Source organism: Shewanella sp. BJSY2023SW001 (assembly GCF_047314685.1).
Lineage (GTDB): Bacteria > Pseudomonadota > Gammaproteobacteria > Enterobacterales > Shewanellaceae > Shewanella > Shewanella indica.
Genome location: NZ_JBKORF010000019.1, coordinates 109,343 through 122,341 on the forward strand (window position 1 = coordinate 109,343; position 12,999 = coordinate 122,341).

General features: G+C 53.3%; 13 protein-coding genes. 8 read left to right on the forward strand and 5 right to left on the reverse strand.

Going from position 1 to position 12,999, the window contains the following annotated elements; translation table 11 throughout:
* Window positions 1-84: 84 nt before the first annotated feature.
* The 4 genes from ACMHXH_RS04585 to ACMHXH_RS04600 all read left to right on the forward strand — a co-directional run bounded on the left by ACMHXH_RS04585 (window position 85) and on the right by ACMHXH_RS04600 (window position 4,650).
* On the forward strand, window positions 85-2,553 hold the full coding sequence (locus tag ACMHXH_RS04585) for a VolA/Pla-1 family phospholipase (protein WP_144360803.1): 2,469 nt from the start codon (window positions 85-87) through the stop codon (window positions 2,551-2,553).
* Between the two features lie 418 nt (window positions 2,554-2,971).
* Entirely contained in the window at window positions 2,972-3,355 is a 384-nt protein-coding gene (locus tag ACMHXH_RS04590; protein ID WP_039033422.1) for a VOC family protein, read from the forward strand.
* 227 nt (window positions 3,356-3,582) lie between these two features.
* On the forward strand, window positions 3,583-4,272 hold the full coding sequence (locus ACMHXH_RS04595) for a helix-turn-helix transcriptional regulator (protein WP_413737678.1): 690 nt from the start codon (window positions 3,583-3,585) through the stop codon (window positions 4,270-4,272).
* Window positions 4,273-4,362: 90 nt separating this feature from the next.
* Window positions 4,363-4,650 carry a hypothetical protein gene (locus tag ACMHXH_RS04600; protein ID WP_335908396.1) on the forward strand — a complete coding sequence of 96 codons (288 nt, stop codon included), beginning with the start codon at window positions 4,363-4,365 and terminating at the stop codon, window positions 4,648-4,650.
* 80 nt (window positions 4,651-4,730) lie between these two features.
* On the opposite strand, the gene ACMHXH_RS04605 is transcribed toward ACMHXH_RS04600, so the two are convergent.
* The 3 genes from ACMHXH_RS04605 to ACMHXH_RS04615 form a co-directional block, all read right to left on the reverse strand.
* Entirely contained in the window at window positions 4,731-5,054 is a 324-nt protein-coding gene (locus ACMHXH_RS04605; protein ID WP_144360806.1) for a hypothetical protein, read from the reverse strand.
* A 107-nt stretch (window positions 5,055-5,161) separates the two neighbouring features.
* Window positions 5,162-7,399, reverse strand: coding sequence for a TonB-dependent receptor (locus ACMHXH_RS04610; RefSeq protein ID WP_144360807.1), 2,238 nt, complete (start codon window positions 7,397-7,399; stop codon window positions 5,162-5,164).
* 25 nt (window positions 7,400-7,424) lie between these two features.
* Entirely contained in the window at window positions 7,425-7,652 is a 228-nt protein-coding gene (locus tag ACMHXH_RS04615) for a hypothetical protein (protein ID WP_039033419.1), read from the reverse strand.
* Window positions 7,653-7,931: 279 nt separating this feature from the next.
* On the opposite strand from ACMHXH_RS04615, the gene ACMHXH_RS04620 reads away from it, so the two are divergent.
* Window positions 7,932-8,435 carry a YaiI/YqxD family protein gene (locus tag ACMHXH_RS04620; RefSeq protein ID WP_226684014.1) on the forward strand — a complete coding sequence of 168 codons (504 nt, stop codon included), beginning with the start codon at window positions 7,932-7,934 and terminating at the stop codon, window positions 8,433-8,435.
* Window positions 8,436-8,655: 220 nt separating this feature from the next.
* Here ACMHXH_RS04620 and ACMHXH_RS04625 read toward each other — a convergent pair whose 3' ends face one another.
* Window positions 8,656-9,549 carry a LysR substrate-binding domain-containing protein gene (locus ACMHXH_RS04625; protein ID WP_162206223.1) on the reverse strand — a complete coding sequence of 298 codons (894 nt, stop codon included), beginning with the start codon at window positions 9,547-9,549 and terminating at the stop codon, window positions 8,656-8,658.
* Window positions 9,550-9,681: 132 nt separating this feature from the next.
* On the opposite strand from ACMHXH_RS04625, the gene ACMHXH_RS04630 reads away from it, so the two are divergent.
* From ACMHXH_RS04630 to ACMHXH_RS04640, 3 genes are all read left to right on the forward strand, one after another.
* Window positions 9,682-10,806, forward strand: a complete 1,125-nt coding sequence (locus tag ACMHXH_RS04630) for an S-(hydroxymethyl)glutathione dehydrogenase/class III alcohol dehydrogenase (protein ID WP_028781420.1) — start codon at window positions 9,682-9,684, stop codon at window positions 10,804-10,806.
* Between the two features lie 10 nt (window positions 10,807-10,816).
* Window positions 10,817-11,653 carry an S-formylglutathione hydrolase gene (fghA, locus tag ACMHXH_RS04635; protein WP_162206222.1) on the forward strand — a complete coding sequence of 279 codons (837 nt, stop codon included), beginning with the start codon at window positions 10,817-10,819 and terminating at the stop codon, window positions 11,651-11,653.
* 163 nt (window positions 11,654-11,816) lie between these two features.
* Window positions 11,817-12,278 carry a hypothetical protein gene (locus tag ACMHXH_RS04640; protein ID WP_215774270.1) on the forward strand — a complete coding sequence of 154 codons (462 nt, stop codon included), beginning with the start codon at window positions 11,817-11,819 and terminating at the stop codon, window positions 12,276-12,278.
* Between the two features lie 19 nt (window positions 12,279-12,297).
* On the opposite strand, the gene ACMHXH_RS04645 is transcribed toward ACMHXH_RS04640, so the two are convergent.
* Window positions 12,298-12,963: a response regulator transcription factor gene (locus tag ACMHXH_RS04645; RefSeq protein ID WP_144360812.1), complete on the reverse strand. Its 666-nt coding sequence runs from the start codon at window positions 12,961-12,963 to the stop codon at window positions 12,298-12,300.
* Window positions 12,964-12,999 lie beyond the last annotated feature (36 nt).

Sequence of the window (12,999 nt, forward strand, 5' to 3'; positions counted from 1 at the left end):
GCTCCTCTGGTCACAGTGTCTGGGGTATTGTGACCAATTTCTTGGGGAAAACAAAATTATTACAACAAGATTTGGGGAAAAAAGATGAAAAGACTCATTTTGGGTGTTGCAATCACATCTGCACTTGGACTGACAGCATGTGGTGAAGACAGCTATAACGAACTTAAGGATAAGACCGAGCCGCTCATCCCTGAGTCCCATTTGGTGTTTGATCCTGCCAAAGCTGAAGTTCCCTTGCCAAACGACTTACTGCTCAATGGCACCACAGACGGTACCTTGAATATTCCCGGGGAAGCCTCCGGTGACTATACCAATCCGCAGTTGGCGCTGGGTGCGCTGGATGGTTGGTCAACTACCCAGCCGATAACCATAGATATTGAACCTTCCAAAGACAACAGCGGCAATACCCTGAGCCTGCTGGCATCTTCCGTGGCCCAGCCGGGAGCGGTGAGAATGTTTGAAGCCGTCAGCGGCGGCCCGCTTTCATCCAAAGCCGAGTGCCAGACCAAGCCTTCGGTTTCTGCCTGTGAAGTGGGTGAAGAGCTGGTTTGGGGGGAAGACTTCATCACTCAAGCGTCCGGCAACAAGATAGTTATTGTTCCACTGAAGCCGCTTAAGCCCGCTCAGTCCTATATTTACGCCACCACTAAACTCATCATGGATTCGGCTGGGCGCCCGATAGCGCCTTCCTATACCTATGGTTTGTTGAAACTGGATATCGACACAGCGCCGCTGGAAACCGCCGATCAATTGATGCTGCAAACTCTGGTAAACAGTTATGAGAAGGGCATGGCATCGGCTCACGGCGTTGACAAGGAAAGCATTACCTATTCAGGCCTGTTTACCACCCAGTCGGTGGCCGATGTTTATGAAACGACCAAGCTGCTGATGTTGCAACCCGGCTCACCCTATGCACCCAAGTGGCTGCAAACTCCGACTCCCGCCGGTTATACAGTGGCGATGGCGGCTGGGCTCAGCCCTGCTGATGGCATAGCCTATGCGTTGGCGGATTTGGCCGATGTCTACACTGCGGCCATTGAAGTGCCGGTTTACGGTACTTGTTCATCGGCGAGCTGTGATGGCATTAACGGTTACTGGCAAGCCCAGGGCGACAGCCCGGTATCTGTGTTGCTGGCGTTGCAGGCCGGCACTCTGAGCCAGGAGAAGTTTGCCGCCCAGGCGATGGCGTACAATATAGATCCCGCCGCAGCACTGGCCAATCCTTCCTTGTTGGCCGGCAAAGCGTGGAAGCTGGATGATGGCAGTGCAGTCGATAAGACTAAGCACCTAACCCGTTTTAATCCTATTCCGGCTATTCGCAACTACGAAACTGTGCCTGTGCTTATCTCCATGCCCAACGCCACTAAGCTTGCGGCGTTTTATGCCAGCCAGGGCTTGCCTTTTACGCCACCAACCAGTGGCTGGCCCACCACGATAGCGCTGCATGGTTTGGGTGGCGGCAAAGAGATGTCGCTGGCTTATGCCGGCAGTTATGCCGCAGCCGGTGTGGCTACGGTGGCCATAGATATGCCGCTGCACGGTGCCCGTTCATTTGATGCCAATGGTGACGGCATCTATGAAGTCTCGGCCTCAGGTGCGGCCTATGGCAAGGTTGTCGGTAAGCCGGATGCCTTCCAAAATGGCAATCCGCTGGTATTTGTCAATATAGAAAGCACGCTGTCGGTAAGGGATAACTTCCGCCAGGCGACCATGGATCATCTGGCGCTTAGAGTCGCGATAACAGGTATGTCGGCGCAACTGATCGAAATGGGCGCGCCTCAGGTTTTTGACAATAACCAGATAACCGCTCAGGGGCTTAGCCTTGGCGCCATTGTCGGCACCAACTTCGCGACCTATGCCAGCACAGGTTTGAAAGACCCTGCATCCGGCACAGCCTTGCCTAACTACTATGGCATCAAGGGCGCATCTTTGGTGGCGCCGAGCGGCGGCCTGGCGGGCTCTTTCGCCGGTTCTGCCACCTTTGCACCTTTGTTGTTTGCCAATGTGACGGCTTCCGATACCTTCAAGGCCTTGGTTAATGCGGCCAATAAGCAAGGATATCAGCCGGGCTCGGCCGAATATGAAGCTCTGGTTCAGGAGGTATACGCCGAATTTATCCCTACCTTTGCCTTTGCGGTGCAAACCGGGATAGAGTCAGCCGATCCTATCAACCAGACTGCCATGCTCAAGGCCACGGGTTTGCCGGTTCATCTGGTGGAAATCGTCGGTGATGGCGCTGGTAACAAGGGCGATCAGGTTCTGCCTGGTACTGTCGCGGGCTTCCCGCTGTCCGGCACTGAGCCTTTGATTGCGACTCTGGGGCTTAACTGCGTCGATCAGACCAGCGCTGGTGGCGGCGCCGTACGCTTTGCCAAGGGGCACCACAGCTCGCTCATCGACCCATCTGAAGTTCCGGGCGTGACTGATGGCATGGCGGCTCAGGCGACAGCAGAAATGCAGTCTCAGGTGTCTATTTTTGCCTCTTCTGCCGGTAAAGATGGTGCCAGTATTTTGGTAACAAACCCAGCAGTCTTGCAAGGTTGTGGCGGTTGAAACGTTATTTGGTGCAAGTTTCGCCATGAGCAGACGCAGCACTTGAAGTCGCCAAGTCATGGCAAATGATTTCGCAAAGCACTAAAAAATCCGATGACGATGAGTCATCGGATTTTTTTTATGTGAAGTTTGATTGTCGTTCAGTGTTTAATTCGTATCTGGGAGATAACTTCATCAGGAGTCAAAGCATGATTTAAGCTCAGAAATATGATGAACGCACTGACAAGCGCCATATTGTGGGGGAAGACAACCTCAGTCGATAGCTACATAAAAGTTTACTCGTATCTTCAGATCAAACTACTGACAACAGGTTGTCAGCAGCACAGGTGCATACTTGCTGTTGCCCCGATAGCCAAGTGTGTAAGGGCGCTGGAGGATGAGCCTCCTGTGATAATTGAATCAAGATGGAGAAGAGAAAATGTCAACAGAAATTCCTTTGGTCTGGAGTGAGATCCCGGTTGCCGATATGGCCCGTGCCAAGCATTTTTATCAAGAGGTTTTGGGGCTGCATTGCAACGAAGATCCTATGCCTGATTGCGAGTATGTCAGTGTCAGCAGTACCAGTAGCGATAGTGCGTGTTTAGGTTTGATCAAACACCCACAGATGGCACCTTCATTGACGGCCTCAGTGGTTTATCTCAATCTGGGTGACAGTTTGGGTACCACAATAGGCAAACTGGAAGCGCAAGGGGTGCAGATCCTGTTGCCGCCCATGGCTATCAAGGAAGGTGAATGTGGTTATTGCGCTCAAATAGCCGACTCTGAAGGCAACCGACTTGGCTTGTGGGCCATGCAGCTGTAAGCTCAGCGCAATTATCCTTATCGGGACCGACGCATTGTCGGTCTTTGTATGGCGTCACCCCACTTTGCATCGAAGTTTACTTATTCTGCGAGGATGAAAAGATGGCGAGGCAAATAGGGCAATGGAAGTTTTGTCTGGCTACATCGACATAGGCCAGTGTCGGATGCGCAGCTTTTCAATTCGCACTTCGGTGGTAAATCAAACATTTATAAGGAATGATATAAGTCATGCGCCGTGCTGATCGTTTGTTTCAGATAGTGCAGATACTGCGTCATCGCCGCTTGACCACGGCGGCCGTATTGGCTGAGCGCTTGGAAGTGTCGGTCAGAACCATCTATCGGGATATTCAGGATCTCTGTCTCAGCGGGATCCCCATCGAAGGGGAGGCGGGACTGGGCTATCTGTTGCGTCAGGAGGTGAGTGTACCACCCTTGATGTTCAACGAGGCTGAACTGGAAGCGATCCAACTGGGGATCCGTATGGTGCAGACCTGGGGCGGTAATGAACTTGGCAAGGCAGCCAAACAGGCGCTTATCAAGGTAGAAGCTGTGGTGCCGGAGCGTTTACGTGCGTTGCAGAGTTTGATGTTTTCACCGGATTTCTACCTTGATCAACAAGATTTTGTCTACCTGGATCCGTTACGTATTGCCGCCAGGCTACGCCATTTTGTGCTGCTCGACTATCAGGATGTCAAAGGCAGTGCCAGTCAGCGCAAGATAAGGCCGCTGGCGATCTACTTTTGGCGCGGCACCTGGACTTTGCTGGCCTGGTGCGAACTGAGAGAAGATTTTCGCTCCTTTCGGGTGGACCGTATTGTTAATCTGTCACAGCTGCCGGAGCGTTTTCCTATCACCCCGGGGCAAGAGATGGAAGATTTTGTTCGCCTTATGGAAGCCGACTATCAAAACCAGGTGTAAAGCCAAGATTAACCCTTATAAATGACGCGGCATCTAATAGTTCTTGATATGTCGGCATTATCTTTTTTGCCCCCAGAATGCTGGATTTCTATGCTTAAAGCCTGCTGGCGCAATAATCCATTCCCGGGAGTTTACCGAGTCATTGCCCTGAGTTCGTTTATCACCCCAGGGTATTTATCTTTCCGCCCTGGTAAGCCATTTAAAGCCAATGATATAGAACGTAAGCAGGACTTCAGTGAGACGGTGGCGAGTTATCATGAGATGCAAAAAGCCCATGAGGCTTTCGGTGATGAGTTAATTGAAGTGCCCAGATGGTCGGTTGCGAAGAGAGCCGGTTTCATTTTGCTCAAGGTGAGCGAGGCACTGCAAACGCCTTAAGCCGTCGCTCACATTTTCTTCGTTACTTTCTGTTTCTCAGCCATTCAACCAGAGGTTACGGTTTAATCCCCGGGCTGAACCTACCAAACGCTCAGTTTAAATATTGCTAATATCACAGCAGAGGTCAGCAGTCCAAGACCGCCCAAAACACAAACCACTTTTTCAGGGTAGCGTGAACCCAGTTCGGGAAAGAGGATGGCGCCCAGGCTGAAGCTTGGGATCATCTCGTACAGTAACCCCATTCTCTGGTTGCTTGCCGGTGCAAATGGCGGCAGGTAGAAGTAACAGAGCAGATAAATAGCCAAGGTGACAATCGCGAGCCATTCATAGCCCAGAAAGGGCTCATCGGCCTTGAGCAGACGGCGCAGCAGGATAATCATAATCGCCGCGATTAAAAGTAGCATGACACTTCCCTGTAAATAAATTGGCCGCCACAAACTAAGGGATCAGAGCTGAGCTGACAAGCGCAAAAGAGAAAAAGCGCCGCAGGGGCGACGCTTTTTGAGGCTATTTACCAGCTCAGGTGGTAATTGATGGCAAAAGTGCGGCCACGGCCGTGATAGTCAAACATCTTCTCCGGGCCGTAAGTCGGGCTGTAGAAGTAAGCGGCTCGCTGGCCCCAAAGGGTGCTGTAGTCCTTATCAAGCAGGTTTTCGATGCCATAGCTCAGGTTGCCGACCGCCAGTTCGATGGAGCCGAGCAGATCCAAAGTGGTATAGCTGCCTAACTCACTTCTCTGGCCATCATTTGCCTTGAAGCGATAGTCAGAGTCGGCGCTGAAGCTGTGCTCGGCCTGCAATCTTAACTGCTGGCTGTCACCGTGCCAGGCGATAAAGGCCGTGGCTTTGGAAGGTGAAGCATAGGTGACTGTCTCATCAATCCAGTCGGAGCCATTTTTGATTTCACTGCGAACCAGATGCAGGTTGCTGCCCACCTGCCAGGCACTGCTGATATCGAAGTTCAGCTGAGCTTCCAGGCCATAGGTGCGTTTATCCTTGTCCTTGACTTCTATGGTCAGATCGCTGCGATTGACCTCAATCACCTTATCCGAGATGGCGTAATACAGACTGGCCTGGGCCTGCCAACGGTCGGCCAGATAGCGCCAGCCCAGTTCAAAGGAGTCTGTCTTGATGCCATCAAGGCGGGAATCATTGATATTGATGCTGTTGGTCAGTTGCAGATAACCATCGGCATCGGCCTGATAGCTGCCGCGACCATAGTATTTGGACAGATCCGGCAGCTCAAAGCCTTGCGAGTAGGCGAGCCACAGTTGTTGATCCCGGCTCAGTTTAGCCACCAAGCCCAGGTTAACCAGGCCGACATGGTAGTCTGTGCTGCCGCCCTTGATAATATCGGCGCCCGGCGCCTTACCCTGGGCAATCGCCACCTGTTGGTTATAGCCGATAAAGTCATCGACACTGTTGTCCATCTGCTGATAACGATAACCTGCGTTGAGCACCAGATAGTCGTTGATATCCCAGCTGCCCTGCAGGAAGGCTGCGATGGACTCGACACTGAAGTCGACATATCGGCCTGTGGTGAACAGCTCCTTCATGGTCAAACCGCCACTCTGGTTGGCGGCGTCGAGATCAAAACTCATCTGATCCGAGTCGAAGCTCTCCTTGTCCCAGTCGATGCCCCAGGTGAGTTTGAGGCTGTCGCTGGGTCTGGATTCCAACACGGCTTTCAGGCCATAAATGCCGGTGTTTTGTGATGAGGCCGAGAAGTTGTAAACCCCGAGGGTTTCACTGACATAAGGGAAGGGGTGAAAGTCGAGATCTTCCTTGCGGTAAAAGCCTTGCAGGTACAAGGTTTGGCCGAGAAAGTCAGCCTGGGTATAGCTGAGGTTCAGTAAGGTACGATCGGTTTTGGGACTGCGATCGGCATTCAATCCCTTGCGGCTTTCAAGCTGGGAAGCATCTGAGGTGACGCCGCTGAAGTTTTCCCCCATATAGAGGCCGTGGTCGCCATCGGACTCATTGTTGTAAAACTGCACCAGGGCACTGAGGGTGGCATTGTTTGGCAGGCTCCAATCCAGGTTGGCCATCAGATCATAACCTTGGGTGTACTGCATGCCGGTTTGGGTGATATCCGGCATCACCTGATCGCCGCTGCCGTCGAACCACTGGCCATTTTCCTGCCAGGCGGCACTGAAACGTCCCTTGAGGGTATCGCTGCCACCGGCCACGGCAAAGGCAGTGCGGTAATCCAAGTCATCACTGCCGTTAAAACCCGATTTGAAACCTGCCTCGGCTTCAAAGGTATCCAGGCTGTCGGCGGCTTTTTTGGTCACTATATTGATAGCGCCGCCCAAAGCACCGCCGCCATAGAGGGCCGAGGCGCCGGCCAAGACTTCAATGCGGGCGATGTTAAAGGGATCTATGCTGTCCAGCTGGCGGCTGATCCCCCTGGAGGTGTTCATGGATACGCCGTCTATCAGCACCACCATGGCACGGCCGCGCATGTTCTGACCAAAGTTGGTCCGGCCCTGGCTGGATACGTCCATGGAGGGAACCAGGGCGGCCAGCATCTCTTTCACGCCTTTGCCGCTGTTTATCTGCTCACGGATGCTGTTTTCATCAATTAACCAAACTGTGCCGGAGAGCTCACTTATCTGGGTCGGGGTACGGTTGGCACTGACTACCATACGCTCCATCTGGGCTTCTTCGGCCAAGGCGGCTCCCATCAGCAGCAATTGACTGCAGACAGCAGCGGCAACAAGGCTCATCCGAGCCGTGGATTTGGGCATAACATTCTCCTATAAAAATCAGGGGTTAAATGAGGCACCAGACAGGGATCCAGCAGGCGAACACCAGGCTGAGTGTCTTCTTGCCGGGTTGGTATCCCAAGGCTAAAGACAGCACCAAGGCTGGTGCCAACAGCAGGATCAACAGCCGGGCATCCAGCCCAAAACTGGCCAATACCAGCATGATTGCCAGCAAGACCAATCCCTCACACCAAAGCAGTTGGTTACAGCGCAACAACAGCGGGGACGTTTCCATATTATTTTGCCTCCAGAATGAGGCTATATTTTAATTGCAAATAAAAATGGTTCGCAATTGAATTTACAGTGCGGGGCGGGAATGGGGGTTACTTGTGAATGAGTCTCACGTTAACGCAATTCATCTTACATATATCGCTTTCACTCGCGTTCTTGAAAGATCAAACTTTTAGCCGGAATAGTATAAAATGACCCACCTAATTTCGGTGCAAGGCTAAGTCAGATATCAATATGGGGGTCTGTCTTGATGAAATGCCTTGCTGTCATAGAAGGAGTGTCAGTGCAGCAGAATAATCCTTATCAGGCCTCTTGTCCGGCGCAAATCTGGGTTGATGCCGATGCCTGCCCGGTTGTGGTCCGCGAGATGTTGGTGCGGGCGGCAGCGCGTACCGGCATCAATATCACTTTTGTCGCCAATCAGGCACTCAGGATCACAGGCGCAGCCAGTGTCAAAACCTTACAGGTGCCCAAGGGGTTTGATGTGGCCGATAACGAAATCGTGCGCCTGTGTCAGGCCGGTGATTTGGTGATTAGTAATGATATTCCGCTGGCGGCCGAAGTGATAGACAAGGGCGCCAAGGCGCTCAATAGCCGTGGTGAGCTGCTGAATCGCGACAATGTGCGTGCCCGCCTCAATATGCGGGATTTTCTCGATACCCTGCGTGCCAGCGGTATAGATACCGGCGGCAGTCCCAAGTTGAGCCAGGCAGATAGACAGGCCTTTGCTAATGAGCTGGATAAATATCTGCTGCACTGGCAGCGCGCTAAGACGCGTCAGGGCTAAGCCTGCCAAGCCATAGTTCGCTCAGAGAATCAAAAGCCTGGAAACTTGAAAGCTCAGCGATTCGAAAGTTCAGCGATTCGAAAACATAGTGGCACGCAAGTTTCGCGGCTATGCAGGATTCAGAGCCTACGCAGAATTCGTTTTCTATTTAAGATTTGGCTGCAGCTCAAGACCTGTCATCCATTCAAGTCTTAACGCTCCTTCAAGACTGGGCATCCACTCAAGAGTCGGCCAGATCCGGCGCCTCCGGCAGCGCCTGCTGCAGAAAGTCCAAGAGCAGGCTGACCTTGGGCGACAGATGGCGGTTCTGTGGGTATAAGGCCCAAATCCCCTCCGGCGCCGCCTGGTAAGCCTCGAGCACTGATACTAGGGCACCGCTGGCGAGATCCTCGCCGACATAATAATCGGGCAGTTGCACCAGCCCGAGCCCTTTGCGGGCAGCATCCAATAGCCCAGGGCCAGAATTACACACCAAGCGGCCACTCAAACGCCATTGACGTTCCTGACCCTGCTCGATAAAACGCCAGTAAGGATGGTTACCCAGCAAACATTGATGCCGGTGCAGCTCGCCCAGAGTGTGGGGCACGCCGTGGTTGGCCAGATACTCAGGGCTGGCACAGACATAATTGCGGCGACTGCCAAGACGCCGCGCCATCAAGCTGGAATCCGCCAGCTTACCCAGCCGAATCGCCAAATCATAACCGCCATCAATCAGATCCAGTGTCTTGTTGTTGAGATCCAGTTGCAGATCCAGCTTGGGGTGCAGGCAGAGAAAGTCATTCAGCAGCGGCAGAATAAACTGCTCGCCGTAAGTGACAGGCGCCGTCACCCGCAGCAAGCCCTGCGGGGTTTGTTTCAAACTGCCAAGGGCGCGTTCGGCTTCTTCTATACCATCTTGCAGCAAGCGGCAGTGGCGATAATAAAGCTGACCCTCTTCACTGAGCGACACCTTGCGGGTAGTGCGATAGAAGAGTTTGCTCGCCAGGCGTTTCTCCAGCGCGGCGATTTGGCGGCTTATCTGCGCCACAGACAAGTTGAGTCGCTCGGCGGCGCGGGTAAAGCTCTGGCTCTCGGCCACGGCGATAAATTCGCTGATCCCTTCCCAGTGGTTCATTATTACTTCTCAGTAAAAGTGATTTGTATATTTGGCTGATTATCTTTTATTTTGGAATAAATACAATGTTGGCATCCGGTTTATGAGCCAAGAGGTTCGATACCGAATCAATCACAACAGAAGGAAGCGACAATGACAGACAAATTTATCAAGTCCCGCGCCGCCGTAGCCTGGGCTGCAGGTGAGCCGTTGAAGATGGAAGAGGTGGATGTGATGTTGCCCAAGGCCGGTGAGGTGTTGGTGCGCATTGTTGCCAGTGGTGTGTGCCATACCGATGCTTTTACTTTGAGCGGCGACGACCCTGAAGGCGTGTTTCCGGCCATTCTCGGCCATGAGGGCGGCGGCATAGTGGAGATGGTCGGCGAAGGCGTCACCAGTGTGGCGGTGGGCGATCATGTTATTCCTCTTTACACGCCTGAATGCGGTGAGTGTAAGTTCTGCCGCTCGGGCAAGACCAATCTGTGTCAGAAGATCCGTGAGACCCAGGGCAAGGGCCTGATGCCGGATGGTACCACCCGTTTCTTCAAAGACGGCAAGCCGATTTTCCACTACATGGGCTGCTCGACTTTCTCTGAATATACGGTATTGCCTGAGATCTCCCTGGCCAAGGTCAACAAGTCGGCGCCGCTGGAAGAGATCTGCCTTCTGGGCTGCGGTGTCACTACCGGCATGGGCGCTGTAATGAACACTGCCAAGGTGGAAGAGGGCGCCACTGTAGCCATCTTCGGGCTCGGCGGCATAGGGTTATCGGCGGTGATTGGCGCTGTGATGGCCAAGGCCGGTCGCATCATAGGCATAGATGTCAATGAGTCCAAGTTTGAACTGGCGAAGAAGCTGGGGGCGACCGAGTGCATCAACCCCAAGGACTATGACAAGCCTATTCAGCAGGTGATTGTGGATTTGACCGATGGCGGCGTCGATTACTCGTTTGAGTGCATCGGTAATGTGGATGTGATGCGTTCGGCGCTCGAGTGTTGCCACAAGGGTTGGGGCGAGTCAGTGATCATTGGGGTTGCCGGTGCCGGGCAAGAGATCTCCACCAGACCTTTCCAACTGGTGACCGGCCGGGTATGGAAAGGTTCGGCTTTCGGTGGTGTCAAAGGACGCTCACAGTTGCCAGGCATAGTGGAAGATTATCTGGCCGGTAAGTTCAAGTTGGATGACTTTATCACCCACACCATGGGGCTTGAAGATATCAATGAAGCCTTTGAGCTGATGCATGAAGGCAAGAGTATACGCAGCGTGATCCACTTCTGAGGACCTTCTGATGGAAAATATCAGTAACAACAGGTCGTTTGGAGGCTGGCACAAGCAGTACCGTCATCACTCCAGCAGTCTGAACTGCGAGATGCGTTTCGCCATCTATCTGCCGGAGCAGGCTAATAGCCAAAAGGTACCTGTGCTGTATTGGCTCTCCGGGCTGACCTGTACGGATGAGAACTTTATGCAAAAGGCCGGGGCCCAGCGCCTCGCGTCTCAGCTGGGGCTGGCGATAGTTTGCCCGGATACCAGTCCGCGCGGAGAAGGTGTGGCCGATGCCGAAGATGCTGCTTACGATCTGGGGTTGGGGGCCGGTTTTTATGTCAATGCGACCCAGGCTCCCTGGAGCAATCACTATCGTATGTATGACTATGTGGTAGATGAGTTGCCGGCCTTGATAGAGCAGCACTTTCCGGTATCGGATAAGCGCGCTATTGCCGGTCACTCAATGGGCGGCCACGGCGCGTTGATGATAGCCCTTAAAAATCCGGGCCGTTATCTCAGCGCCAGCGCCTTTGCCCCCATCAGTCATCCTAGCCAGTGCCCCTGGGGCCAGAAGGCGTTTGCCGCTTATCTTGGCAGTGACAGGGAGGCTTGGAAGGCCTATGACACGGTAGAGCTGATAAAAAGTGGTGCCAAAGGGCTGCCGATGCGGGTCGATCAGGGCGAGAGTGATCTGTTTCTGGCCGAGCAGTTACTGCCACAGGCCTTGCAGGCCGCCGCCACTGACGCTGGAATTGCGCTGAGTTTTCACAGCCACCCCGGCTATGATCACAGCTACTATTTTATCGCCTCATTTATCGACGAGCAGCTTAAGTTTCATGCCGGCCATCTGGGCTTGTAAACGCTGAGCCTCTCAAATGCAGCGCCGCCGAGGGTTTGCCCCGGCGGCGCTTTTTTATGGGTTATAGCGGCCATTGCCCGGTATCCGCTTGTTGAGTACTTTCTGGTTTACCCCACTTTTGTCTGAGGGGGATTAACGAGCGCAGGGGTTAATGGGAGGGAGCATGAAAATAGGCAGATGGCAGACACCCTTCGAGCTGGGGGATCTCTATATCACTGGGCTCTTCTGGGGCGGTGATTTCATGTTGCAGCTTCCCGGCGGCAAACGTTATCAAATCAAAAATACGCCCCATCCCGGGGGCGATCTCAGCCTGGAGCTGTTTCATTTACCGAGTGAAGGGCGCTATCGGCTGCATTATCATTCGGTCACTGCGTTTCGTATGTTGGATGAACATGGGTTGCTGGAGCTTTGGCAGGCGCTGAGCGAGCTTGAGGACGAACAGGGTTACAACAGCCGCCTGATTAAAGATCACGCCTGGTCGCGGGAGAGCCCAATCAGTTTCTTCCATGGGCACAGTGACGGTTGGTCACATCTTATCTGCACCGGCGATGAGTGTGTTGAGGTGTTGTGCCCGAGCGCGCCGGAAATCATCTATCTTGGCAAATGTGCTGCCAAGGAGGACTGAAAATCTTTGGGAAACGAGATCAGTTGATCTCGACCTTTTCCATTCCCAGTTGCTGCAGCGCTATCACGGCCTGGGTGCGGTTACGAACCCCTAGCTTTCGGAAGATAGCGGTGGCGTGGGCCTTGATGGTCGCCTCGGATACGCCCAGGTCGTAGGCTATCTGCTTGTTGAGCAGGCCTTCGGCAAACATCTGCAACACCTTGTATTGCTGCGGCGTCAGCTCAGAGAGCTTGCCGGCGACCTTATCGGTATCATTTTCATCATCAATTTCAACCAACTCTATGTCTTGAGGCAGCCAGATATCGCCGAACATTACCGCGGTGATTGCGTCGATAAAGGTTTCCATTGAGGCTGACTTGGGAATAAAGCCGGCGCCGCCGTAGTGCAGGGCACGGCTGATAGTGGCGGCATCTTCATGGGCTGAAATCACTATTACTGGCAGTTCGGGAAAGTGAGCACGTAGATGGATAAGGGTGGAGTAGCCATGGGAGCCTGGCATCTGCAGATCCAGCAGCACCAGATCATAGTCCTGGTGAGTTTGCTCAAGCAGCTTTTGCAGCCCATCGGCACTGTCGGCCTCAAACCAGCGAGTGTTGGAAAAGCCGCTGTTAAGCGCCTGGCGCAGGGCATTGCGAAATAATGGGTGATCATCGGCGATGATAATATTTAAGTTTTCTGGCTTCATGGCTTGTTATGGTTATGGCTCTGCACGCTGAAGAAG

Coding starts and splice junctions, on each gene's coding strand:
- ACMHXH_RS04615 (WP_039033419.1), bottom strand. CDS start 7,652: ATGGAAACGTCCCCGCTGTTGTTGCGCTGTAACCAACTGCTTTGGTGT.
- fghA (WP_162206222.1), top strand. CDS start 10,817: ATGGAAAATATCAGTAACAACAGGTCGTTTGGAGGCTGGCACAAGCAG.
- ACMHXH_RS04645 (WP_144360812.1), bottom strand. CDS start 12,963: ATGAAGCCAGAAAACTTAAATATTATCATCGCCGATGATCACCCATTA.
- ACMHXH_RS04625 (WP_162206223.1), bottom strand. CDS start 9,549: ATGAACCACTGGGAAGGGATCAGCGAATTTATCGCCGTGGCCGAGAGC.
- ACMHXH_RS04590 (WP_039033422.1), top strand. CDS start 2,972: ATGTCAACAGAAATTCCTTTGGTCTGGAGTGAGATCCCGGTTGCCGAT.
- ACMHXH_RS04605 (WP_144360806.1), bottom strand. CDS start 5,054: ATGCTACTTTTAATCGCGGCGATTATGATTATCCTGCTGCGCCGTCTG.
- ACMHXH_RS04600 (WP_335908396.1), top strand. CDS start 4,363: ATGCTTAAAGCCTGCTGGCGCAATAATCCATTCCCGGGAGTTTACCGA.
- ACMHXH_RS04595 (WP_413737678.1), top strand. CDS start 3,583: ATGCGCCGTGCTGATCGTTTGTTTCAGATAGTGCAGATACTGCGTCAT.
- ACMHXH_RS04630 (WP_028781420.1), top strand. CDS start 9,682: ATGACAGACAAATTTATCAAGTCCCGCGCCGCCGTAGCCTGGGCTGCA.
- ACMHXH_RS04585 (WP_144360803.1), top strand. CDS start 85: ATGAAAAGACTCATTTTGGGTGTTGCAATCACATCTGCACTTGGACTG.
- ACMHXH_RS04610 (WP_144360807.1), bottom strand. CDS start 7,399: ATGCCCAAATCCACGGCTCGGATGAGCCTTGTTGCCGCTGCTGTCTGC.
- ACMHXH_RS04640 (WP_215774270.1), top strand. CDS start 11,817: ATGAAAATAGGCAGATGGCAGACACCCTTCGAGCTGGGGGATCTCTAT.